Genomic DNA, 22268 nt, shown 5'->3' on the forward strand with positions numbered 1-22268 from the left:
GGCAACCCGCGCCCACGCACCGGGACGCGATTGACCCCCCGGTGGCCCCGTGGCTTGCATGGGTCCATGACGCAGTCCCTCACCCGGGTCGACCGGCCGGACGGCGCGGTCGAGCTGCACATCGTCGTCCACGGCGATCCGGACCGCATCGGCGCGGTGATCGGCGAAGCGCTGGACGCCCTGGATGCCGCGCTGTGCATCGACACCACGTCGCGGCGGGTCCGCTCGCACGGCGCCGAGGTGGAGCTGACCCGCCTGGAGTACGAGCTGCTGCTGTTCCTGGCGAGCCACCCCGGCCGGGTCTTCGACCGCGAGGCGCTGACCGAGCACGTGTGGCGCCTGCCCGGACCGAGCCGCGGCCGCACGATCGACGTGCACGTCCGCAAGCTGCGCAGCAAGATCGACCGCTTCTCGATCACGACGGTCCGCGGGATCGGCTACCGGTTCGACGGCCGCGCCGACATCACCTGAGCACGCGCCCGCGGTCGAAAAGACAGGCTGGGTGATGGCCGGCGCCGTGGGGCGGGCGCGGTGTGGTTGGCCCGTGCCCACGACGGCGGTGACATCCGCATTTCCCTGCCGGAGGGAGCCGAGTGGGTGCGATGAGCGCGCGCACTGCTCCGGTGTCGGCGCCGACATCACCTGAGCACGCGCCCCACCTCCGGTGGCGGCGCCTTGAACTCCAGCCACCGGCTGTCCGTCACCGCGCTGATCGTGTGCCGCACGCCGCGTGGGTGCACCACCGTGCCGCCGGGGCCCAGCCGCACCGGTTGCCCGTCCAGCGTGCCGGTCACCTCACCCGAGAGCACGTAGACGAAGCTGTCGTGGTCGTGGAAGTGCTCCGGCGAGGCCACCCCCGCCGGGTACTCCAGTTCGAGCAACAGCCCCCGCTCGGAGTTCTGCAGGACGCGGAAACGGCCGGAGCCGCCGAGAAGCGGGAGGCCTTCGACGGAAGTCAGCGGCTGGAAGTCGGTCACCCGGGCAGCCTGACCGCCGATCCGCCGCCCTGTCAACGTTTCCCCAAGCGGTGAACGAAACTCCGGCCTGCTCAGCGACGCCGGTTCCGCGATCCGGGAGGACGTTGACCCACCCGATCGTGGGAGGAAGCATTTTCCGGGAAACCCCCGCAAAAAATGGGAGAAAATCCGTGTCGCTGTCCGCAACGGACGTTCTCGCGCGCCCGGAGGAGGCATCCGGGACGCGGCCGCGTCCGGCCCGGAGACGCCGCCTGCCCGACCTGCGCCGCTGGATCAGTCCGCTCGCGCTGCTCGCCCTGTGGCAGCTGGCCTCCTCGACCGGTGTGCTCTCGCCGGACAAGCTCAGTTCACCGTGGACGGTCCTGCAGGCCGGGATCGAGACCGCGCGCTCCGGCGAGCTGGGCGAGGCGTTCGCCGTGTCGATCGTCCGCGTCGGGCTCGGCTTAGCGTTCGGCGCCGGTGTCGCGCTGGTGCTGGGCGTGGTCGCGGGCCTGTCGCGCTGGGGCGGGGTGCTCATCGACCCGCCGGTGCAGATGCTGCGCACCCTGCCGTTCCTGGGCCTGATCCCGCTGTTCATCCTGTGGTTCGGCATCGGCGAGGAACCGAAGATCGTCCTGGTCGCACTCGGCGTGGCGTTCCCGCTCTACCTCAACATCCACTCCGGTATCCGGGGCGTCGACGACCACCTCGTCGAGGCCACCACGGCGCTCGGCTACACGCGCTGGGAACGGCTGGTCCACGTCGTGCTGCCCTCCGCCGTGCCGCAGACCCTGGTGGGGCTGCGGCAGGCGCTCGGCGTCGCGTGGCTCGCGCTGATCGTCGGCGAGACCGTCAACGCCGACGCCGGCCTGGGCTACCTCATCAACAACGCGCGCGAGTTCCTGCGCACCGACGTGATCGTGGTCGGCCTGATCGTCTACGCCGTGCTCGGTCTGGTCACCGACGCGCTGGTCCGCCTGATCGAACGGAGGGCGCTGCGATGGCGCGGGAACTGATCGCCCGGGTGCACGGCCTGACCAAAAGCTTCGGCGACCGCACCGTGCTGTCCGATGTGGACCTCGAAATCGGGCGGGGCGAGTTCGTCGCCCTGCTCGGCCGCAGCGGCTCGGGCAAGTCGACCCTGCTGCGGATCCTCGCCGGGCTGGACACCGCCGTCGACGGCGAGGCCGGCGTCCACGGCGCGGTGTCCGTGGCGTTCCAGCAACCCCGGCTGCTGCCCTGGCGGCGCGTGTGGCGCAACGTCGTCCTCGGCCTGCGCGACCGCGGCCGGGACCGCGCGCTCGCCGAGCGCGCCCTGGCCGAGGTGCGGCTGGCCGATCACGCCGACGCCTGGCCACGCACCCTGTCCGGCGGTGAGGCGCAACGGGTCTCGCTGGCCCGCGCGCTGGTGCGGGAACCGGACCTGCTGCTGCTCGACGAGCCGTTCGGCGCGCTGGACGCCCTGACCCGGCTGGCGATGCACCGGCTGGTCGAGGACCTGTGGACCGAGCACCGGCCCGGCGTGCTGCTGGTGACCCACGACGTGGACGAGGCGCTGCTGCTGGCCGACCGCGTCCTGGTCCTGGGGGAGGGGCGGATCATCGCCGAGCACGTCCTGCACCACCCGCGGCCGCGTGCCGTGTCCGACCACCTCGACGTTCGCGCCAGGGTGCTGGCCGATCTGGGAGTGACCGACCATGCGATTGCCTAGAATCCTCGCCGCCGTCACGGCGCTCGCGCTGAGCCTCACCGCGTGCGGTGGCGGGAGCGAGCCGTCGTCCAGCCCGTCGGTGCCGCCGCCGGTGAGCGCGGCCGACCTGGCGAAGGTGACGTTGACGGTGGGTGACCAGAAGGGTGGTTCGCAGGCCCTGCTCAAGGCCGCCGGGCTGCTGACCGACCTGCCGTACCGGATCGAGTGGTCCACCTTCACCTCCGGCCCGCCGCTGCTGGAGGCCGCCTCGGCCGGCGCGATCGACATCGGCGGGGTCGGCAACACGCCGCCGATCTTCGCCGCGGCCGCGAAGGCGCGGATCTCGATCGTCAGCTCCGCGCAGGGCAACGTCGCCGGCGACGCCCTGCTCGTGCCCGCCGACTCGCCCCTGCGAACCGTCGCGGACCTGCAGGGCAAGACCATCGGCGTGGCCAAGGGCAGCTCGGCACACGGCCAGATCCTGCTGACCCTGGCCAAGAACGGACTGTCCACGAAGGACGTCAAGCTGTCCTTCCTGCAGCCCGCCGACGCCTACGGCGCGTTCACCCAGCGCCAGATCGACGCGTGGGCGGTGTGGGATCCCTACACCTCCCAGGCGAAGCTGGAGACCGGCGCCCGGGTGCTCGCCGACGGGACCGGCACCGCCAACGGCTACACCTTCCAGGTGGCCGGGCACAACGCGCTGTCCGACGCCGGCCAGAACGCCGCCATCCGCGACTACGTGGTGCGGATCGCGAAGGCCCAGCAGTGGGCCGGCACGCACCGCGAGCAGTGGGCGCAGGCCTGGTCCGCCGAGTCCGGGCTGAAGCCGGAGGTCACGCTCGCGTCCGTGCAGAACGGACCCGATCTGCCGGTGCCGCTCGACGGCACGGTGATCGCCTCCGAACAGCAGCTGGCCGACGCCTTCACCGAAGACAAGGTTCTGCCGGGACGTGTGGACTTCGCCGGGTTCACCGACACCCGGTTCGCCGCCGACCTGGCCGCAGCGAGGGGATGACATGACCATCACACCGCACTGGTTCCTGCCCACCACCGGCGACGGCCGCACGATCGTCGAACGGTTCCACGCCAACCGCTCGCTCGGCCCGGTCGCCCAGCGCGAACCCACCATCGACTACCTGGCGCAGATCGCCCGCGCCGCCGAGCAGCTCGGGTTCGCGGGCGTGCTCACCCCGACCGGCACCTGGTGCGAGGACGCCTGGCTGACCACCGCGGCGCTGCTCCGCGAGACCAAGCGGCTCAAGTACCTCGTCGCGTTCCGCCCCGGCGTCCTCTCGCCGACCCTGGCCGCCCAGATGGCCGCCACCTACCAGCGGATCTCCGGCGGCCGGCTGCTGCTCAACGTCGTCACCGGCGGCGATTCGATCGAGCAGAAGCGCTTCGGCGACTTCCACGACCACGACCAGCGTTACGCCCGCACCGACGAGTTCCTCACCATCGCGCGCGGCGTGTGGAGCGGGCAGCCGTTCGACTTCACCGGCGAGCACCTGTCGGTCGAGGGCGCGACCGTGCTCGCCCCGCCGGACCCGGTGCCGCCGCTGTACTTCGGCGGCTCGTCCCCGGCGGCGCTGCCGGTCGCGGCGAAGCACGCCGATGTGTACCTGACCTGGGGCGAGCCGCCGGAGCAGGTGGCGGACAAGATCCGGCGCGTGCGGGAGCTGGCGCAGGCGCAGGGGCGGCGGATCCGGTTCGGCATCCGGCTGCACACCCTGTCCCGGGACACCTCGGCCGAGGCGTGGGCGGAGGCGGGCAAGCTGCTGGACGCGCTGAGCCCGGAGCAGGTGGCGAAGGCGCAGGCGCAGCTGGCCGCCAGCGAGTCGGAAGGGCAGCGGCGGATGGTCGCCCTGCACGGCGGCGGCCTGGACCGCGGCGTGCGCGGGCTGGAGATCCACCCGAACCTGTGGGCGGGCATCGGCCTGGTCCGCGGCGGCGCCGGAACGGCGCTGGTGGGCAGCCACAGCGAGGTCGCCGACCTGATCGAGGAGTACCACTCGCTCGGCATCGAGGAGTTCGTGCTGTCCGGGTACCCGCACCTGGAGGAGGCGTACTGGTTCGCCGAGGGCGCGCTGCCGGAGCTGGCGCACCGCGGCCTGCTGCGCGGCACACGCGACCAGCGCGTCACCGCCGCCGCACGGTAAAACCAGGTGAGACGATCCCCGCCACCCGGCAGAATGGCCCGGGTGGCGGGGATCGACGCGGTGGCGGCCGAGACCGGGTTCTCCGGTGTCGTCCGGGTGGACTCCGGTGGCCGCACGTTCGCCCGAGCCTACGGCTTCGCCCACCGCGGGCTGCGGGTGCCCAACACCGTCGGCACCAGCTTCGCCCTGGCCAGCGGCACCAAGGGCCTCACCGCGCTGACGATCGCCGCGCTGGCCGAGCGCGGGGTGCTCGGCCTGGACACCACGGCCCGGTCGCTGCTCGGCGACGACCTGCCGCTGATCGGCGACGAGGTCACCGTCGAACACCTCCTCGCGCACCGCTCCGGCATCGGCGACTACTGCGACGAGGACGCCGACCGGCCCATCACCGATCACATCCTGCCCGTGCCGGTGCACGAGCTGGCCACCACCGAGGACTACCTGCGCGTCCTGGACGGGCATCCGCCGAAGTTCCCGCCCGGGCAGCGGTTCTCCTACTGCAACAGCGGTTACGTGGTGCTCGCCCTCCTCGCCGAACGGGCCGCCGGCCGCCCGTTCGGCGAGCTGGTGCACGACCTGGTGTGCGTGCCCGCGGGCATGACGGACACGGCCTTCCTCCGCTCCGACGAGCCCGCCGCCGGGGTCGCGCTCGGCTACGTCGGCGAGCGGCGGACCAACGTGTTCCACCTGCCCGTGCTCGGCAGTGGCGACGGCGGGATCCACTCGACCGCCGCCGACGTCCACGCCTTCTGGACAGCCTTGTTCGCCGGGCGGATCGTCCCGCTGTCCCGGGTGCGGGACCTGACCGCGCCCCGCAGCCACGTCCAGGCGGAGAACATGCGCTACGGCCTGGGGTTCTGGCTCACCGGGGACGCGGTCCAGCTGGAGGGCCACGACGCCGGCGTGTCCTTCCGGACCGTCCACAGTGGTGCGACGACCTGGACGGTGCTGTCCAACACGTCGGAGGGCGCCTGGCCGGTCGCCCGCCGGATCACCGAACTCACCGCGTGACCAGCGCCCGCAGGAAGAACGCCAGGTTCGCCGGGCGCTCGGCCAGGCGGCGCATGAAGTAGCCGTACCACTCGTCGCCGTAGGGCACGTACACGCGCATCGTGTGCTGCCGCGCCAGCCGCCGCTGCTCGGCGTCCCGGATGCCGTACAGCATCTGGAACTCCCAGTCCGGGCGGTCCTTCCCGAGTTCCGCGGCGATCGCGATCATCCGCGGATCGTGGGTGGCGACCATCGGGTACCCCTCGCCGTCCATCAGGACCCGCAGGCACCGCACGTAGGACTTGTCCACATCGGACTTGTCCGGGTAGGCGACCGAAGCGGGCTCGGCGTAGGCGCCCTTGCACAGCCGGACCCGCGAACCGGCGTACGCCAGGTCCCGGCAGTCCTGCTCGGTGCGCCGGAGGTAGGCCTGCAGCACCGCGCCGACCCACGGGAAGTCCGCGCGCAGCTCACGCAGCACACCCAGCGTGGCGTCGGTCGTGGTGTGGTCCTCCATGTCCAGCGTGACCGTGGTGCCCGCGGCGGCCGCGGCCCCGCAGATGCGGCGGGCGTTGTCCAGCGCGACGCGGTCGCCGTCGGGCAGGCGCTGCCCGACGGCGGACAGCTTGACCGACACCTCAGCGCCCGCGGCGAGCCCGGAGTCGGCCAGCAGCGCCAGCAGTTCGACGTAGGCCTTCACCGTGGCGGCGGCCATGGCCGCGTCGGTGGTGTCCTCGCCGAGGTGGTCGAGCGTGACGGCCCGGCCGCCGCCGATCAGGCCGGCGGTCACGGCCAGCGCGTCGTCCACCCCGGCACCGGCGACGAAGCGGCGGACCACGGGGCGGGTCATCGGGGACCGCTCGACGAGCGACCGGCAGGCCGGTGACCCGGCCGCGGCGAGCAGTGCGGTGCGCAGCACGGTGATCCTCCTCAGCCCTGGTGCGGGTAGCCGACGGTGGTGGGCGGCACGAACGTCTCCTTGATGGAGCGCGGGCTGACCCAGCGGAGCAGGTTGTGGATCGACCCGGCCTTGTCGTTGGTGCCCGACCCGCGGCCGCCGCCGAAGGGCTGCTGCCCGACCACCGCACCGGTCGGCTTGTCGTTGACGTAGAAGTTGCCCGCCGCGAACCGCAGCTCCTCGGTGGCGTGCGCGATGGCGGCCCGGTCGGTCGCGATGATCGAACCGGTCAGCCCGTACGGCGCGACGCTCTCCATCTGGCGCAGCACGGTGTCGTAGGCGGCGTCGTCGTAGACGTGCACCGCGAGCACCGGCCCGAAGTACTCGGTGGTGAACACCTCGTGCCCGGGGTCGTCCGAGGCGATCACGGTCGGCCGCACGAAGAAGCCCTCGCTGTCGTCGGCGGTGCCGCCGGCGAGGATCTCCAGCCGGTCGTCGGCGCGGGCGCGGTCCAGGACACCGGACAGCCGGTCGAACGAGCGGCGGTCGATGACGGCGCCGAGGAAGTTGCTCAGGTCGGTGACGTCACCCATGGACAGCGACTCGACCTCGGCGAGGAAGTCGTCCTTCAGCCGCGCCCAGACCGACCGCGGCACGTAGGCGCGCGAGGCGGCCGAACACTTCTGGCCCTGGTACTCGAACGCGCCGCGGACCAGCGCGGTGCGCAGCACGTCGAGGTCGGCCGACGGGTGGGCGAGCACGAAGTCCTTGCCGCCGGTCTCGCCGACGATCCGGGGGTAGGTGCGGTAGTTCGCGATGTTCGCCCCGACCTGCGACCACAGGTGCTGGAACGTGCGGGTGGACCCGGTGAAGTGGATGCCGGCGAGGTCCGGCGCGGCGAGGGCGACCTCGGAGACCGCCAGGCCGTCCCCGGGCAGCAGGTTGATCACGCCGGGCGGCAGCCCGGCCTCCTCCAGCAGCCGCATGGTCAGGTGCGCGGCGAAGCTCTGCGTGGGAGACGGTTTCCACAGCACGACGTTGCCCATCAGCGCGGGCGCGGTCGGCAGGTTGCCGGCGATCGCGGTGAAGTTGAACGGGGTGATCGCGTAGACGAACCCCTCCAGCGGCCGGTGGTCGGTGCGGTTCCACACGCCCGGCGAGCTGGCGGGCTGCTCGGCCAGCAGGCGGCGGGCGAAGGCGACGTTGAACCGCCAGAAGTCGGCCAGCTCGCACGCGGAGTCGATCTCGGCCTGGTACACGGTCTTGGACTGGCCGAGCATGGTGGCGGCGTTGAGCTTGGCCCGCCACGGGCCGCTGAGCAGGTCGGCGGCGCGCAGCAGGATCGCGGCGCGGTCGTCGAAGGACAGCTTCCGCCAGGCCGGGGCGGCCTCGCGGGCGGCGGCCAGCGCGTCGCGGGTGTCCTGCTGGGTCGCGGAGCCGAGGGTGCCCAGCACGACGCGGTGGTTGTGCGGCTGGACGACGTCGATCCGCGGCCCGCCACCCATCCGCTGCTCGCCGCCGATGGTCGCGGTCAGCTCGATCGGTTCCTTCCCCAGTTCGGCGAGCGCGGCCTGCACCTCGGCGCGTTCCGGGCTGCCCGGCGCGTACTGCAGAACCGGCTCGTTGGCCGGGGTGGGAACGGTGGTCACGGCGTCCACGGCTGCTCCTCCTCGTCGTCGGATGTCTCAACGCTAGGAAGATCGCGGGCGCCGGTTTTTGTCGGTTCGGCCAATCCTGGGACTAGTGTTCGTCCCGTGGCACAACTGCGGCAGGTCCTGATCGCGCTCGGTGATCCGCTGGTCGAGGTGGAGGTCGCTCCGGACGGCCTGGCGGGCGAGGTCTCCGACGTCGTGGTGCTCGAACCGGACGACACGCCGGAGCTGCGACCCGGCGACCTGGCGCTGGTGATCGGCGCGCGCGGGCGGGCGGCGGTGCCGCTGATCCGGGCCGCCGGGCGGCAGGGCGCGGCGGCGGTGGCGGTCAAGGTGGAGTCCGATTCGGCGTTGCCGCTGCTGCGGAACGCGGCGACCGACGCCGGGACCGCGCTGCTGGCCGTCGCCGCCGACGTGCGGTGGGAGCAGCTGGCCGCGCTGGTGCGCGGGGTGCTGGAAACCGCCCGGGGCGCGGCGGACGAGGACGCGGGGGAGACGCTGGGGGACCTGTTCTCGCTGGCCCAGACGATCGCCGCGCTGACCGGCGGGATCGTGAGCATCGAGGACACCGCGAGCCGCGTGCTGGCGTACTCGAGGTCCGACGACGAGGTGGACGAGCTGCGCCGGTTGTCGATCCTGGGCCGTCAGGGGCCGGCGCCGTACCTGAAGATGCTGCACGAGTGGGGCGTCTACCAGCGGTTGCGGGCCACCGAGGAGGTCGTGCGCATCGAGGAGCGGCCGGACCTGGGCATCCGCACGCGCCTGGCGATCGGGGTGCACGCGGGCGGGCGGCCGCTCGGGTCGATCTGGGTGCAGGAGGGTGCGGCGCCGCTGGCTTCGCGCGCGGAGCAGGCACTGGTGGGCGCGGCCCGGGTGGCGGCGCTGCACCTGGTCCGGCGGCGCAGCGCGGCGGGCGCCCGGTTCCGGGAGAACCTGCTGGCCGGGATGCTGGAGGGGCGCAGCGACCCGGTCTCGGTGGCGCGGCAGATCGGGGCCGATCCGGCGAAGCCGGCCGCGGTGGTGGCCTTCGCGCCGCGCGGGGCCGAGCCGGTGGACCGCACGGAGCTGGAGCTGCGGCGGTCCGCGCTGGCGTCGGTGATCTCGGTGCACGCGGCGGCCTACCGGCGCAGCGCGCTGGTGACCCAGCTCGGCGGCCGGACGTACGTGTTCCTGCCCGATCTGCCCGCCGGGGTGTCGTTGCTGGACCTGACGCGCGAGATGGTGGCCTCGGCGGGGACGCCGGTGCGGGCGGCGATCGGCCGGGTGGTGCCGGGGGTGGAGGACGTGGGGGTGTCGCGGCAGGAGGCGGACCGGGTGCTGGACGCGATGGCCCGCGGGCTGGACCTGGAGGTGGCGACGCTGGCGGACGTCCGGTCGCAGGTCCTGGTCAGCGAGACGCTCGCGGTGCTGGCCGAGCAGCCGCGCCTGCGCGACCCGCGGCTGACGGAGTTGCGCTCGCGGCACCCGGACCTGGCGTCGTCACTGCTGGCGTACCTGGACGCGCTGGGCGACGTCCGCTCGGCAGCCGCGAAGCTGCACGTGCACCCGAACACGCTGCGCTACCGCGTGCGGCGAGCGGGCGAGGTGGCGGGACTCGACCTGGGCGATCCACTGGTGCGGCTGTTCGCGGCGCTGCAGTTGCGGCTGCCGCCGGGCGTATAACGACCTATACCGCGCCGCCGTGAAGCTCCGGCTGATCGTCCGCTCCCGATCCTGGAGATCCGACGGCACGAGCACGAGCCCGGCCTTGCCGGGCACGAACTTCGTCTCAGCGATCACCTCAGCGGCGAGACAGTCGTCAAGATCGCAATCGCAACGCGGCACTGCCTCCGCGCCGGGAAGCGCTTTCCTCCTCAGCGGTAGCGGCCCGCCGAGCGGATGGCCGCCAGCACGGCCGTCAGGCTCGGCAGCCAGCGCTGGTGCGGGTCCGGCGCCACGATCCACCGCGCGAGGTCGGCGGGGCCGTGGGTGCCGGGCAGCGGGATCGACGTGCCCGCCGTCAGCACCCGCACGTCGCTGGGGAGGAACTCGGCGTCGCTGCCCAGGATGTCGGCCTCGACCAGGAAGATGACCACCGAACCGTGCTTGGTGGGCACGCTCAGCGCGGGCCCGCGGCAGCCCTGGCGCGCCAGGTTCTCCAGCACCTGCTCGGCCCGGGCCCGCGGCACGGCGACCGCGCCGATGCCGGCCCCGATCACGAAGTTCAGGGTGCCGTTCTGCCAGTGGACCGGCCAGCCGAACGTGCGGCGGTAGTCCATGGGCGTGCTGGCCGGACGCTTGGTGCCCAGGTCGTGATCGACGCTCATCACGAGCCCCCTTCCCGGTGAGGCGGGGCACCAGAGCCACAGTGCCCGAGATCGGTGGTGGATGACTGTGATGCTAATGGCACTGCGTGCCCTTAGCAAGCCCGGCCTGTTAGGTTCGGCCTCATGTCCGACGAGTCCCGGTCCGCGCCGCGACCGCGGGTGGGCAGGACCACCGCGGGGCGCAGGCGGCTGCGCCACGCCCTCACCGTGGCGGCGATCGAGAAGTTCTCCGAGCAGGGGTACGACGCCACCACGGTCGACGAGATCGCCTCGGCCGCGGGCGTGGGGCGGCGCACCTTCTTCCGGTACTTCCGGTCGAAGGAGGACGCGATCTTCCCGAACCACGAGGAGGTCCTCGGCCGGATCGAGCAGCTCTTCGCCACCGCTGACGACCGGCAGAACCCCCTCGAGGTGGCGTGCGCCGGCGTCGGGCTGGTGCTGGACTCCTACCTCGCCGACCCGGACGTCTCGGTCAAGCGGTTCGCGCTCACCCGCACGGTGCCCTCGTTGCGGGACAAGGAGGTCGCCAGCGTCGACCGCTACCAGCGCGTGCTCGCGACCTACCTGCGCGCGCGGTTCCAGGCCGCCGGGGACCCGCTGTGGGACCTGCGCGGCTCGGTCGCCGCGGCGGCGGTCGCGGCCGCGCACAACCACGTCCTGCGCCGGTGGCTGCGCAGCGGCGGCACGGAGGACGCGCACGCCCACGCCAAGGAGGCGTTCGCGCTGGTGATCGACGCCTTCGCCGACGCGGCCCCGCCCCGGTCCGCCGGCGACGACGAGTCGGTGATCGCGGTCCTCAAGGCCTCCGCCCCGCTGTCCGAAGTGGTCCGCCAGATCAGCCAGGCCCTCCGGCGCGACGGCTGAGATGGCACGGGGTGCCACTCCGCGGGGAAGTGGCACCCCGTGCCACTAGCAACTTCACAAGCACGAAACTCACGCACGAGCGCGGAACTCACGCACGAGCGCGGAACTCGCGCACGAGCGCGGAACTCGCGCACGAGCGTGGAACTCGCGCCCCTGAGCGCGGAACTCGCGCACCTGAGCGCGGAACTCGCGCACGCCGCGAGTCCCACGTTCCCGCCCGCGAGTTCCACGTTCCCGCCGGCGAGTTCCACCTTCCGGCGCGCGAGTTCCGCGCTCGGCGGCTCACTCCTCGGGAGCGAGCCAGAGCACCCCGTTCGGCGGGAGCTGCAGCACCGCCGACGCCGGCTGGCCGTGCCACGGCTCCGGCTCGGCCTCCACGGCCCCGAGGTTGCCCACCCCGGACCCGCCGTAGACCTCCGCGTCGGTGTTGACCACCTCGCGCCACCGGCCCGCCACCGGCAGCCCGACCCGGTAGTCGTGGTGCGGCATCCCGGCGAAGTTCGCCACGCACGCCAGCCGCGAGCCGTCCTCGCCGAGGCGCAGGAAGCTCAGCACGTTGCCGGCCGAGTCGTTCGCGTCGATCCACGCGAAGCCCTCCGGCGTGGTGTCCGCGCTGAACAACGCGGGCAGCGACGCGTACACCGAGTTCAGGTCGCGCATCAGCTTCTGGATCCCGCCGTGCAGCGGCTGCTCCAGCAGGTGCCAGTCCAGCGACCGCTCCTCCGACCACTCCTGCTGCTGCCCGAACTCGCCGCCCATGAACAGCAGCTGCTTGCCCGGGTGCGCCCACATGAACGCCAGCAGCGACCGCACCCCGGCCGCCTTGTTCCAGTCGTCGCCGGGCATCCGCCCCCACAGCGAGCCCTTGCCGTGCACCACCTCGTCGTGCGACAGCGGCAGCACGAAGTTCTCGCTCCACGCGTACACCAGCGAGAACGTCATCTCGTTGTGGTGGTAGGACCGGTGCACCGGATCGTGCGCCAGGTAGTGCAGCGTGTCGTGCATCCAGCCCATGTTCCACTTGAACCCGAACCCGAGCCCGCCCAGGTGCGTCGGCCGCGTGACACCCGGCCACGCCGTCGACTCCTCGGCGATCATCACCACGCCCGGGTGTCGCTTGTAGACGGTCGCGTTCAGCTCCTGCAGGAACCGCACCGCGTCCAGGTTCTCCCGGCCGCCGTACTGGTTGGGCACCCACTGGCCCTCCGGCCGCGAGTAGTCCAGGTACAGCATCGAGGCGACCGCGTCCACGCGCAGACCGTCCAGGTGGTACTCCTCCAGCCAGAACAGCGCGTTGGCGACCAGGAAGTTGCGCACCTCGTTGCGGCCGAAGTCGAACACGTAGGTGCCCCAGTCCGGCTGCTCGCCGCGGCGCGGGTCGGCGTGCTCGTACAGCGGGGTGCCGTCGAACCGCGCCAGCGCCCAGTTGTCCTTCGGGAAGTGGGCCGGCACCCAGTCCACGATCACGCCGATGCCGCGCTGGTGCAGCCGGTCCACGAAGAACCGGAAGTCGTCCGGGTGCCCGAACCGCGCGGTCGGCGCGTAGTAGGAGGTGACCTGGTAACCCCACGACCCGCCGAACGGATGCTCGGCGATCGGCAGCAGCTCGACGTGCGTGAACCCCATGTCCTGCACGTAGTCGGCCAGTTCCTCGGCCAGCTCGCGGTAGCCCAGCCCGGGCCGCCACGACCCGAGGTGCACCTCGTACACGCTCATCGGCGCGTTGGCCCAGTTCGTCGCGTTGCGCCGGGCCAGCCACTCGTCGTCGGACCACTCGTAGGCCGACGCGGTGACCACGGACGCGGTCGCGGGCGGTTTCTCCGTCGCGAACGCCATCGGGTCGGCCTTCTCGTGCCACTGGCCGTCGGCGCCGAGGATGCGGAACTTGTAGTGCGTCCCGATCTCCACGCCCGGGATGAACAGCTCCCACACCCCGGACGAGCCCAGCGACCGCATCGGGTGCGACCGGCCGTCCCACCCGTTGAAGTCGCCGATCACCCGCACCCCGCGCGCGGTGGGCGCCCACACCGCGAACGACGTGCCGGTGACGACCCCGCCGGGCGTGTCGTAGGAGCGCGGGTGCGCGCCGAGCACGTCCCACAGCCGCTCGTGCCTGCCCTCGCCGATCAGGTGCCGGTCCAGCTCGCCGACCGTGGGCAGCCACCGGTACGGGTCGTCGATCACGCACACGTGCCCGTCGTAGTCGACCTCCAGCCGGTAGTCGCCGGGGTGCTCGGGCACCGTTCCGGCCCACAACCCGTCCACGACGCGTTCCAGGTCGGACTTGTGGTCAGCGGCGATCACGCTCACCCGGCGCGCGCCCGGCCGCAGCGCTCGCACCACCACCGACTCGCCCGCGGTGTGCACACCGAGGACCGAGTGCGGGTCGTGGTGCGAGCCGGCCAGCAGCCGGTCGATGTCGCCGGGCGGCGGGGCCGCTTCGGGCAGCTCGGCTGGGACCGCGTTCACGGTTGTTCGCCTCCTGCGGTGATCCGGGCGATGGACGCCAGCGGCACGGTCAGCCATTCCGGCCGGTTGGCGTGTTCGTAGGCCACCTCGTAGACGGCCTTGTCGAGCTCGAAGGCGCGCAGCAGGTCGCTGTGCGCGCGCGGGTCGCCGACCGTCTCCGGCGCGGCCTTGGCGTAGCCGTCGCAGAACGCCGACCGGTTGCGCCGCGCCCACTCCAGCGCCCGCTCGGTCAGCCGCGGGTCGTCCTCGTCGTGGCCGATCAGCATCTGGTGCGCCGCGTAGTCGAACGAGCGCAGCATCCCGGCGACGTCCCGCAGTGGTGAGCGCAGCGCCACCCGCTCGGCCGCCGGCGCGGCCGGCTCGCCCTCGAAGTCGATCAGCAGCCACCCGGTGACGGTGCGCAGCACCTGCCCCAGGTGCAGGTCACCGTGGATGAACTGCATGGACACCGGCCCGCGCGTCTCGCGCACCTTCTCGAACGCGGCGCGCAGCGCGGGGGTGTATTCGGCCAGCTGGGGCACCGCACGGCTGACGGTGTCCAATCGATCCCGCATCGCCTTGACCGTGCGGTCGAACTCGCCCTCGTCGGCGATCTCGTCGCCGAGGGCCCGCCGCAGGTCGCTGTGCACGGAGGCGACAGCCTGGCCGAGCCGCTGCGCCTCCCCGGCGAAATCGCCGCCCACCTCGTCGGGGGGCAGCTCGGGATCGGCCATGAGGTCACGGACGCTGGTGGTGGCCATGGCCCAGCCGTCCACCGCGTCGGGCACGAACTTCTGCAGCATGCCGATCGTGACCGGCTCACCGCCGAGGTCGCCGGTGATCGAGCCGAGCAGTTCGGCGATGTGCTTGCAGCCCACCTCGTGCAGCGCCCGGTGCAGCCGCAGGTCCGGGTTCTCGCCGGGGGTGAGCTTGCGGAACAGCTTGAGGATGTAGTGGTGACCGAACACGAGCGAGGTGTTGCTCTGCTCCGCGCCCACCGGCCGGGCCCGCAGGCCGCCGCGCAGCTCCGTGCCGGGTTCGCGCGCGAACCGCAGCGAGCCGATCCGCGCCTGTTCGGCGACGAGGTCGAGCAGCTTGCTGGTCAGGTCGGCGTCACCGGTGGCCTCGTAGCAGGGCAGCCCCTTCTCGGTGCCGATCCAGCTCGACCCGAGGTACTCCGGCAGGTGGGCCTGGCTCCCGATGAGGAGCTGGTACGGCTCGCGCCGGTCGTCCTGCTCCACCTCCACGACGAGGTGGAGCAGGAGCGGGTCGCCCGGCATCAGGACCGTCGTGCTCAGCGGGCGCACCGCAGTGATCGGGCGGTCCTTCCCGGCGAACCACCGCTGCGTGGGCAGCCACTCCGGCAGTTCGGTCACCAGCGCGCCGACCAGCTCACGGGGATCGGTCAAATCACTCACCTCGCCTCGCCTTCGCGTCCGCGTCCAGCAGCTGGAACCAGTAGAAGCCGTGCCCCGGCAACGTCAGCAGGTAAGGCAGTTCCCCGATGTCGGGGAACTGAACACCGCCGGTGAGCTCCAGGGGCGTGTAGCCGTGATGCTCCGACAGGTCCAGCTCGACCGGCTGCGGGAATCGCGACAGATTGTTCACACACAGGACGATGTCGAGCCGCCCGTCCGGCCGGATCCAGGTGCGCTTGTAGGCCAGCACGCTCGGGTTGGACCCGCCGAGCTCGACGAAGTCGCCCTCGGCGAACGCGTGGTGCTGCTTGCGGACCTCGATCATCCGCCGCGTCCAGTTGAGCAGCGACGACGCGCTGTCCCGCTGGGCCTCGACGTTGATCGCCTGGTACCCGTAGACCGGGTCCATGATCACCGGCAGGTAGATCCGGCCCGGGTCGCAACCCGAGAAACCGGCGTTGCGATCGGGCGTCCACTGCATGGGTGTACGCACCGCGTCGCGGTCACCCAGCCAGATGTTGTCGCCCATTCCGATCTCGTCACCGTAGTACAGAACGGGTGAGCCGGGCAGGGACAGCAGCAAAGCCGTGAACAATTCGAGCTGGTTGCGGTCGTTCTCCAGCAGCGGCGCCAGGCGGCGGCGGATGCCGATGTTGGCCTTCATCCGCGGGTCCTTGGCGTACTCCGCGTACATGTAGTCGCGCTCTTCGTCGCTGACCATCTCCAGGGTCAGCTCGTCGTGGTTGCGCAGGAAGATGCCCCACTGGCAGCCGTCCGGGATCTTCGGCGTCTGCGCGAGGATCTCCGAGATCGGGAAGCGGGACTCCCGGCGCACGGCCATGAAGATGCGTGGCATCAGCGGGAAGTGGAACGCCATGTGGCACTCGTCGCCGCCGGTGGCCGGGTCGCCGAAGTACTCCACCACGTCGGAGGGCCACTGGTTGGCCTCGGCCAGCAGGACCCGGCCCGGGTACTCGTCGTCGACGACCTTGCGGCAGCGCTTGAGGAACTCGTGCGTGCGCGGCAGGTTCTCGCAGTTGGTGCCCTCCTGTTCGAACAGGTAGGGGACCGCGTCCAGGCGGAACCCGTCGATGCCCAGGTCCAGCCAGAACCGCAGGACGTCGAGCATCGCCTCCTGCACGTCCGGGTTCTCGTAGTTGAGGTCGGGCTGGTGGGCGAAGAAGCGGTGCCAGTAGAACTGGCCGCGCACCGGGTCGTAGGTCCAGTTCGAGGTCTCGGTGTCGACGAAGATGATGCGCGCGTCGGCGTAGCGCGAGTCGTCGTCGCTCCAGACGTAGTAGTCGCCGTAGGGCCCGTCGGGGTCGGACCGGGACTGCTGGAACCACGGGTGGGAGTCGGAGGTGTGGTTGAGGACGAGGTCGGTGATCACCCGGATGCCGCGCCGGTGGGCCTCGTCGAGGAGGTAGACGAAGTCCTCGACGGTGCCGAACTCCGGCAGCACGGCGCGGAAGTCGCTGATGTCGTAGCCGCCGTCGCGCAGCGGCGAGGCGTAGAAGGGGGGCAGCCAGAGGCAGTCCACGCCGAGCCACTCGATGTAGTCGAGACGGCTCGCCAGGCCGCGCAGGTCGCCGGTGCCGTCGCCGTTGGAGTCGGTGAACGCACGCACCAGCACCTCGTAGAACACCGCGCCCTTGTACCAGTGCGGGTTGGCCGGCGCCTGCTTCGCGGATTTGAAGTCGTCGGCCTGCGGCTCGACGAGCATCCCGTCCGCGGTCATCGCCTCACCGGTGTGCGGGATGCCCTCCAGACCGAGCGCCGCGTCCGGCCGGGCGTCTTCGTCCATGAACTCCACCTCTCCCCACCTCATCCGGGTGCGTTCGACTACCCCGGCGCCGGTCGGTGCGCGGGGTGCTGCGGGAAACTCTGTTGTCGGGCCGGCGCGGATCAGTCCCGGCCGGCCAGGCGGCGCTGGACGCCGACGATGTGCGCGACCGACCGCCACGGTTCGAGGCGCACGTAGTTGGCCTGGCCCCAGTCCCAGGTCTCGGCGGTGACCTCGTCGTGCGCGATCAGCCGCTCGTGCCAGTCGAAACCGAGCGCGGGCAGGTCGAGCCAGAGGGTCCCCTCCTGCGCCTCGCGCGGGTCCAGGGTGACCACCACGACGACGGTGTCGCCCGTCGCCGGATCCTGCTTGGAATACGCGATCAGCGCCGGGTTGTCCACGTGGTGGAACCGCAGGGTGCGCATCTGCTGCAGGGCCGGGTGGGCGCGGCGCACCGCGTTCAGCTTCGTCAGCCACGGTTCCAGCGAGCGGCCCTCGGCCAGGGCCTGGTCGAAGTCGCGCGGGCGCAGCTCGTACTTCTCCGAGTGCAGGTACTCCTCGCTGCCCTCCCGCACCGGCTCGTGCTCGTACAGCTCGTAGCCGGAGTAGACGCCCCAGGTCGGCGACAGCGTCGCGGCGAGCGCGGCGCGCAGCGCGAACATGCCCGGGCCGCCCTTCTGCAGCGACTCGTGGAGGATGTCCGGGGTGTTGACGAACAGGTTGGGCCTGCCGACGTCCCAGTGCTCGACCAGGTCGACGCCGAACTCGGTGAGCTCCTCCTTCGTCGTGCGCCAGGTGAAGTAGGTGTAGGACTGGGTGAAGCCGAGCTTGGCCAGCCCCCACAGCCGGGCCGGGCGGGTGAACGCCTCGGACAGGAACAGCACGTCCGGGTGCGCGTCCTTCACGGTCTTGATCAGCCAGGCCCAGAAGTCCGGCGGCTTGGTGTGCGGGTTGTCCACCCGGAAGATGCGGACCCCGTGCGAGACCCAGTGCAGCACGACCCGCAGGACCTCGGCGTAGATGCCCTCGGGGTCGTTGTCGAAGTTGATCGGGTAGATGTCCTGGTACTTCTTCGGCGGGTTCTCCGCGTAGGCGATGGTGCCGTCCGGGCGGGTGGTGAAGAACTCCGGGTTCTTCAGCACCCACGGGTGGTCGGGGGCGGCCTGCAGCGCCAGGTCGAGCGCCACTTCGAGGCCGAGCTCGTTGGCGCGGGCGACGAAGTCGTCGAAGTCGTCGATGGTGCCCAGCTGCGGGTGGACGGCGTCGTGGCCGCCCTCGTCGGAGCCGATGGCCCACGGCGAGCCGACGTCGGTCTCGTCCGGGGTGAGGGTGTTGTTGCGCCCCTTGCGGTTGACGCGGCCGATCGGGTGGATCGGGGGCAGGTAGACGACGTCGAAACCCATCCGCGCGATGCGGTCCAGGGCCTTCGCCGCGGTCTGGAAGGTGCCGTGCACCGGGCGGCCCTGGGCGTTCCAGCCGCCGGTGGAGCGGGGGAAGAACTCGTACCAGGACCCGAAGGCGGCGCGTTCCCGGTCGACCCAGATGCGCATCGGCTTGCCCTTGGTGACCAGCTCGCGCACCGGGTACTCGTGCATGATCCGGTCGATGTCGGCGGACAGCGCGGGGCCGACGCGTTCGGAGAGGTAGCGGTCGGCGTCGCGCAGGGCGTGCGCGGCGCTGGCGAGCAGGGCCCGCTCGCGGCGGCGGTCCGGGCGGCGGGAGACGCGGTCCAGCAGGCGGGCGCCGGTTTCCAGGTCGTTGGCCAGCTCGGTGGCGTCCTGACCCGCGGCCACCTTGACCTTGACGGCGTGCTTCCAGGTCGACCAGGGGTCGCTCCACGCGTCGACGCGGAAGGTCCACAGCCCTTCGGCGTCCGGGACGATGACCGCGCCGAAGCGGTCCAGACCAGTGCCCTGCTCGGTCATCCGGGTGCGGCGGGAGATGCGGTCGTGCGGGCCGCGCCAGGACACGGTGGCGGCGACCGCGTCATGACCCTCCCGCCAGACCGTCGCCGAGATCGGAACGTGTTCCCCCACCACGGCTTTCGACGGGTGGTGGCCACAGCTGACCGCTGGGGTCACGTCGTCGATGCCGAGCCGGCCGGTCATCGGCAGCGCCCCTCTCACAGTGTTGTCGAATGTGCAGCGTCCGGGGACGTACAGGTCTTCGGAAGGGAGTACCCCGCTGCGAACGTGCGCAAACTACCGCCTTGGGTGTCACTCTCCGTCGGCGGGCCACGTGTGTCCAGTGTGGTCATCGACTGGTAACCCAGGCGTCACGGCCTGGTTCGCTGGGGTGCGTTCCTCGCGCACTTTCGACCCTTCAACGGTGTTCAGGCAAGTCGGATAACCCCAACGGGCGTCAGCTCGAAAGGACTTGCTGCGTCTGGGATCGGGGTGCCCCGGGGTACTCGCGGGTAACCGCGGGGACGCTGGTCTGTTCCGGTGGTCGTGCCGGGGTGAGGGAGGGCGCCGATCACGCTCCGCGATGGGAGGGGCGGTCGCGGGGAGGGATCTTCTCGGCGGTGAGGGCGCCGCGAAGCTACGCGGCTACGCGGCTCGTGGCTGCGGTGCTGCGCGGCTACTGGGCTGAGCGGCTGTGGGGCTGCGCGCCTGCGGCGCAGTGCCGGCGTGCTGGACGCTTTCTCACCCGGGCACCTGGCACAGCGACCCGGCCGGGTCGCTGTGCCGCACCCCGCCGCATCCGGGCGCTTCTCCTGGGCGCTCGTCCGGGGCGGCCGCCGTGGCTGAGGCCCGCGAGGGGCGCGCCCGATCGCGCCCCAGTGCCGCGGCTGAGGCCGGGAAGCGCCGCGCCCGCTGCGCTGGCGCTGTCGCGCCCGCTGCTCCTCCCGGCCTACTGCGGCGTGATGTCCCGCGGCGCGCGGAGCAGCAACAGCGCCCGCGCGGGCATCGTCAGCCTGCTGCCCGCCGTCAGCGCCCCCGGGGTGGCGGGGCTGCCGTCGGGCGTGGTGGTGTCCAGCGTCGGCTTCAGGGTCTCGCCGAATTCGGGGCCCGGCAGCGTCACCTTCGCCGGCTCGTCGCCGGAGTGGAGGATCAGCAGCCAGGAGTGGTCGGCGATCAGCTCGCCCTCCCGGGTGCGGGACTGGCTGTTCGACCCGTCGATCCACATCATCAGCGTGCGGCGGCCGCCGTCGAACCAGTCCTCCTCCGTCATCTCCTCGCCGTCGGGGCGGAACCAGATCAGGTCGGGGCGCCCGGTGGGCGTGGTGCGGCCCTCGAAGAACTCCGGCTGCCTCAGCGCGGGGCTCGCCGCGCGCAGGTGCACCAGCCGGCGCGTGAAGGCCAGCATCGCGGTCGCGTCGGGGTCGCCGGACCAGTCCAGCCACGACGTCTCGTCGTCCAGGCAGTAGGCGTTGTTGTTGCCGCCCTGCGTGCGCCACAGCTCGTCACCCGCGACGAGCATCGGTGTGCCCGTCGACAGGAGCAGCGTGGCGAGCAGGTTGCGCGCCTGCCGGGCCCGCAGCGCGCGGATCTCCGGGTCGGCGGTCTCGCCCTCGGCGCCGTGGTTCCACGAGCGGTTGTCGTTGGTGCCGTCTCGGTTGTCCTCGCCGTTGGCCTCGTTGTGCTTGTCGTTGTAGGACACCAGGTCGCGCAGCGTGAAGCCGTCGTGGGCGGTGATGAAGTTGATCGACTGCCACGGGCGGCGCAGGTTGTGGTCGTACAGGTCCGAGGACCCGGACAGCCGGAACGCCAGGTCGTCCACGCCGACCGCGCCGCGCCAGAAGTCGCGCACCGTGTCGCGGTAGCGGCCGTTCCACTCCGCCCACTGCGCGCCGAAGTCGCCGACGCGGTAGCCGTGCCCGGTCACGTCCCACGGCTCGGCGATCAGCTTGCACCGGGACAGCACCGGGTCGGTGGTGATCGCGGTCAGCAGCGCCGAGTCGCGGTCGAACACGCCGCCGCCGGGGCGGCCGAGGGTGCTGGCGAGGTCGAACCGGAACCCGTCGACCCCCATCTCGGTCGCCCAGTACCGCAGCGAGTCGGTGACCAGGCGGATCACCGTCGGCGAGCGCGGCTCCAGCGTGTTGCCGCAGCCGGTCAGGTCGATGACGTTGCCGCGGCCGGCGTGCAGGTAGTAGGCGGGGGCGTCCAGGCCGCGGAAGGACAGCGTCGGCCCGTCCAGGCCGCCCTCGCAGGTGTGGTTGAAGACCACGTCGAGGATGACCTCGATGTTGGCCGCGTGCAGGGCGGCGACCATGGTGCGGAACTCGGCGACCTCGCGGCCCGGTTCGCTGGCGTAGCCGGCGTGCGGCGCGAAGTAGCCCAGAGGCGAGTAGCCCCAGTAGTTCTTGCGCCCGGTGCGCACCAGGTACGGCTCCTCGGTGAACCAGTGCACCGGCAGCAGCTCCACGGCGGTGACCCCGAGCCGCACCAGGTGCTCGATCGCCGCCGGGTGGGCCAGGCCCAGGTAGGTGCCGCGCAGGTTCGGCGGGATCTCCGGGTGGCGCTGCGTGAAACCCTTGACGTGCATCTCGTAGATGACCGACTCCTCGAACGGCACCTCCGGCTTCACGCCGGTGTCCGGCCCGCCGTGCGAGGTGACCACCGACAGCGGCACGCTGCCCAGCGAGTCGACCTTGGAACGCCGGGGGTGCATCGGGTCGCCCGCGTAGCCCAGGGCCGCGGTCAGGTCGGTGAGGCCGCCGGTGATGCGGGTGGCGTACGGGTCGACGAGGATCTTGTCCGGGTTGCAGCGCAGGCCGCGCGACGGGTCGTAGGGGCCGTGGACCCGGTAGCCGTACTTCTGGCCGGACGTCACGCCCGGCACCAGGCCGTGCCACACGCCGAAGGTGCGCTCGGTCAGCTCGACGCGGCGTTCGGAACCGTCCTCGCTGATCAGGCACACCTCCACGGCGTCGGCGACGGTGGAGGTGACGGCGAACCGGACGCCCCCGCCCTCGGGGTGGGCGCCCAGGGGGAAGGGACGCCCGGCGAGGACGAGGTTGCCGGGGGCGGGTCGGATGGCCATGTCCCGATTGTCCCAGGACCCCCCGACAATTCCGTCACCGCCGAACGGTGTTGATCAGGCGCGGGTGGCCGGCCGGGTGGTGACGGGGCGTGGCCGCGGCTGGGGTGCGCGGGGA

At 72.0% G+C, this 22268-nt stretch carries 17 protein-coding genes; 8 read left to right on the plus strand and 9 right to left on the minus strand.

Features of this window, described 5'->3' with window-relative positions; translation table 11 throughout:
- Nucleotides 1–66: 66 nt before the first annotated feature.
- Nucleotides 67–471 (plus strand): winged helix-turn-helix domain-containing protein, encoded by a 405-nt coding sequence (locus L1857_RS16530; protein ID WP_094008647.1) that lies wholly within the window; start codon nucleotides 67–69, stop codon nucleotides 469–471.
- Between the two features lie 167 nt (nucleotides 472–638).
- Here the strand turns inward: L1857_RS16530 and L1857_RS16535 are convergent, their stop codons facing one another.
- On the minus strand, nucleotides 639–977 hold the full coding sequence (locus tag L1857_RS16535; protein ID WP_094008646.1) for a cupin domain-containing protein: 339 nt from the start codon (nucleotides 975–977) through the stop codon (nucleotides 639–641).
- A 170-nt stretch (nucleotides 978–1147) separates the two neighbouring features.
- Here L1857_RS16535 and L1857_RS16540 point away from each other — a divergent pair, with 170 nt between their 5' ends.
- From L1857_RS16540 to L1857_RS16560, 5 genes are read left to right on the plus strand one after another with little or no spacing between them, the layout of a single operon-like run.
- Nucleotides 1148–1972 carry an ABC transporter permease gene (locus L1857_RS16540; protein ID WP_094006943.1) on the plus strand — a complete coding sequence of 275 codons (825 nt, stop codon included), beginning with the start codon at nucleotides 1148–1150 and terminating at the stop codon, nucleotides 1970–1972.
- Nucleotides 1957–2667 carry an ABC transporter ATP-binding protein gene (locus tag L1857_RS16545; RefSeq protein WP_116109979.1) on the plus strand — a complete coding sequence of 237 codons (711 nt, stop codon included), beginning with the start codon at nucleotides 1957–1959 and terminating at the stop codon, nucleotides 2665–2667. The genes L1857_RS16540 and L1857_RS16545 overlap by 16 nt, the downstream gene beginning before the upstream one ends.
- The gene (locus L1857_RS16550; protein WP_116109980.1) at nucleotides 2654–3664 is read left to right on the plus strand and encodes an ABC transporter substrate-binding protein; all 1011 of its coding nucleotides are present in this window, start codon (nucleotides 2654–2656) and stop codon (nucleotides 3662–3664) included. The genes L1857_RS16545 and L1857_RS16550 overlap by 14 nt, the downstream gene beginning before the upstream one ends.
- A gap of 1 nt (nucleotide 3665) precedes the next feature.
- The gene (locus L1857_RS16555) at nucleotides 3666–4805 is read left to right on the plus strand and encodes an LLM class flavin-dependent oxidoreductase (protein WP_116109981.1); all 1140 of its coding nucleotides are present in this window, start codon (nucleotides 3666–3668) and stop codon (nucleotides 4803–4805) included.
- A gap of 33 nt (nucleotides 4806–4838) precedes the next feature.
- Nucleotides 4839–5816, plus strand: coding sequence for a serine hydrolase domain-containing protein (locus L1857_RS16560; RefSeq protein WP_240323106.1), 978 nt, complete (start codon nucleotides 4839–4841; stop codon nucleotides 5814–5816).
- Here L1857_RS16560 and L1857_RS16565 read toward each other — a convergent pair.
- Together L1857_RS16565 and pruA are read right to left on the minus strand one after the other, a co-directional pair.
- The gene (locus L1857_RS16565) at nucleotides 5806–6714 is read right to left on the minus strand and encodes a proline dehydrogenase family protein (RefSeq protein ID WP_249465518.1); all 909 of its coding nucleotides are present in this window, start codon (nucleotides 6712–6714) and stop codon (nucleotides 5806–5808) included. The two genes, L1857_RS16560 and L1857_RS16565, sit on opposite strands and share 11 nt — an antisense overlap.
- An 11-nt stretch (nucleotides 6715–6725) precedes the next feature.
- Complete coding sequence (gene pruA / locus L1857_RS16570) at nucleotides 6726–8351, minus strand: L-glutamate gamma-semialdehyde dehydrogenase (protein WP_249465521.1); 1626 nt, start codon at nucleotides 8349–8351, stop codon at nucleotides 6726–6728.
- 96 nt (nucleotides 8352–8447) lie between these two features.
- Here pruA and L1857_RS16575 point away from each other — a divergent pair, with 96 nt between their 5' ends.
- Nucleotides 8448–10007 carry a PucR family transcriptional regulator gene (locus L1857_RS16575; RefSeq protein WP_249465525.1) on the plus strand — a complete coding sequence of 520 codons (1560 nt, stop codon included), beginning with the start codon at nucleotides 8448–8450 and terminating at the stop codon, nucleotides 10005–10007.
- 191 nt (nucleotides 10008–10198) lie between these two features.
- Here the strand turns inward: L1857_RS16575 and L1857_RS16580 are convergent, their stop codons facing one another.
- Entirely contained in the window at nucleotides 10199–10651 is a 453-nt protein-coding gene (locus L1857_RS16580) for a hypothetical protein (protein ID WP_094006954.1), read from the minus strand.
- Nucleotides 10652–10774: 123 nt separating this feature from the next.
- Here L1857_RS16580 and L1857_RS16585 point away from each other — a divergent pair, with 123 nt between their 5' ends.
- Entirely contained in the window at nucleotides 10775–11515 is a 741-nt protein-coding gene (locus L1857_RS16585; RefSeq protein ID WP_249465528.1) for a TetR family transcriptional regulator, read from the plus strand.
- 282 nt (nucleotides 11516–11797) lie between these two features.
- Here the strand turns inward: L1857_RS16585 and glgB are convergent, their stop codons facing one another.
- The 5 genes from glgB to glgX all read right to left on the minus strand — a co-directional run bounded on the left by glgB (nucleotide 11798) and on the right by glgX (nucleotide 22153).
- Complete coding sequence (gene glgB, locus L1857_RS16590; protein WP_094006958.1) at nucleotides 11798–13984, minus strand: 1,4-alpha-glucan branching protein GlgB; 2187 nt, start codon at nucleotides 13982–13984, stop codon at nucleotides 11798–11800.
- Nucleotides 13981–15372 (minus strand): maltokinase N-terminal cap-like domain-containing protein, encoded by a 1392-nt coding sequence (locus tag L1857_RS16595; protein WP_094006960.1) that lies wholly within the window; start codon nucleotides 15370–15372, stop codon nucleotides 13981–13983. Before L1857_RS16595 ends, glgB begins: the two co-directional genes overlap by 4 nt.
- Nucleotide 15373: 1 nt before the next feature.
- Nucleotides 15374–17185, minus strand: coding sequence for a maltose alpha-D-glucosyltransferase (gene treS, locus L1857_RS16600; RefSeq protein ID WP_094007146.1), 1812 nt, complete (start codon nucleotides 17183–17185; stop codon nucleotides 15374–15376).
- 101 nt (nucleotides 17186–17286) lie between these two features.
- The gene (locus L1857_RS16605; protein ID WP_094006962.1) at nucleotides 17287–19272 is read right to left on the minus strand and encodes a maltotransferase domain-containing protein; all 1986 of its coding nucleotides are present in this window, start codon (nucleotides 19270–19272) and stop codon (nucleotides 17287–17289) included.
- A gap of 745 nt (nucleotides 19273–20017) precedes the next feature.
- On the minus strand, nucleotides 20018–22153 hold the full coding sequence (glgX, locus tag L1857_RS16610; RefSeq protein WP_094006963.1) for a glycogen debranching protein GlgX: 2136 nt from the start codon (nucleotides 22151–22153) through the stop codon (nucleotides 20018–20020).
- Nucleotides 22154–22268 lie beyond the last annotated feature (115 nt).

Source organism: Amycolatopsis thermalba (genome assembly GCF_023376025.1).
Lineage (GTDB): Bacteria > Actinomycetota > Actinomycetes > Mycobacteriales > Pseudonocardiaceae > Amycolatopsis_E > Amycolatopsis_E thermalba.

Coding starts and splice junctions, on each gene's coding strand:
- L1857_RS16550 (WP_116109980.1), top strand. CDS start 2,654: ATGCGATTGCCTAGAATCCTCGCCGCCGTCACGGCGCTCGCGCTGAGC.
- L1857_RS16530 (WP_094008647.1), top strand. CDS start 67: ATGACGCAGTCCCTCACCCGGGTCGACCGGCCGGACGGCGCGGTCGAG.
- L1857_RS16580 (WP_094006954.1), bottom strand. CDS start 10,651: ATGAGCGTCGATCACGACCTGGGCACCAAGCGTCCGGCCAGCACGCCC.
- L1857_RS16545 (WP_116109979.1), top strand. CDS start 1,957: ATGGCGCGGGAACTGATCGCCCGGGTGCACGGCCTGACCAAAAGCTTC.
- L1857_RS16560 (WP_240323106.1), top strand. CDS start 4,839: ATGGCCCGGGTGGCGGGGATCGACGCGGTGGCGGCCGAGACCGGGTTC.
- L1857_RS16585 (WP_249465528.1), top strand. CDS start 10,775: ATGTCCGACGAGTCCCGGTCCGCGCCGCGACCGCGGGTGGGCAGGACC.
- treS (WP_094007146.1), bottom strand. CDS start 17,185: ATGGACGAAGACGCCCGGCCGGACGCGGCGCTCGGTCTGGAGGGCATC.
- glgX (WP_094006963.1), bottom strand. CDS start 22,153: ATGGCCATCCGACCCGCCCCCGGCAACCTCGTCCTCGCCGGGCGTCCC.
- L1857_RS16605 (WP_094006962.1), bottom strand. CDS start 19,272: ATGACCGGCCGGCTCGGCATCGACGACGTGACCCCAGCGGTCAGCTGT.
- L1857_RS16555 (WP_116109981.1), top strand. CDS start 3,666: ATGACCATCACACCGCACTGGTTCCTGCCCACCACCGGCGACGGCCGC.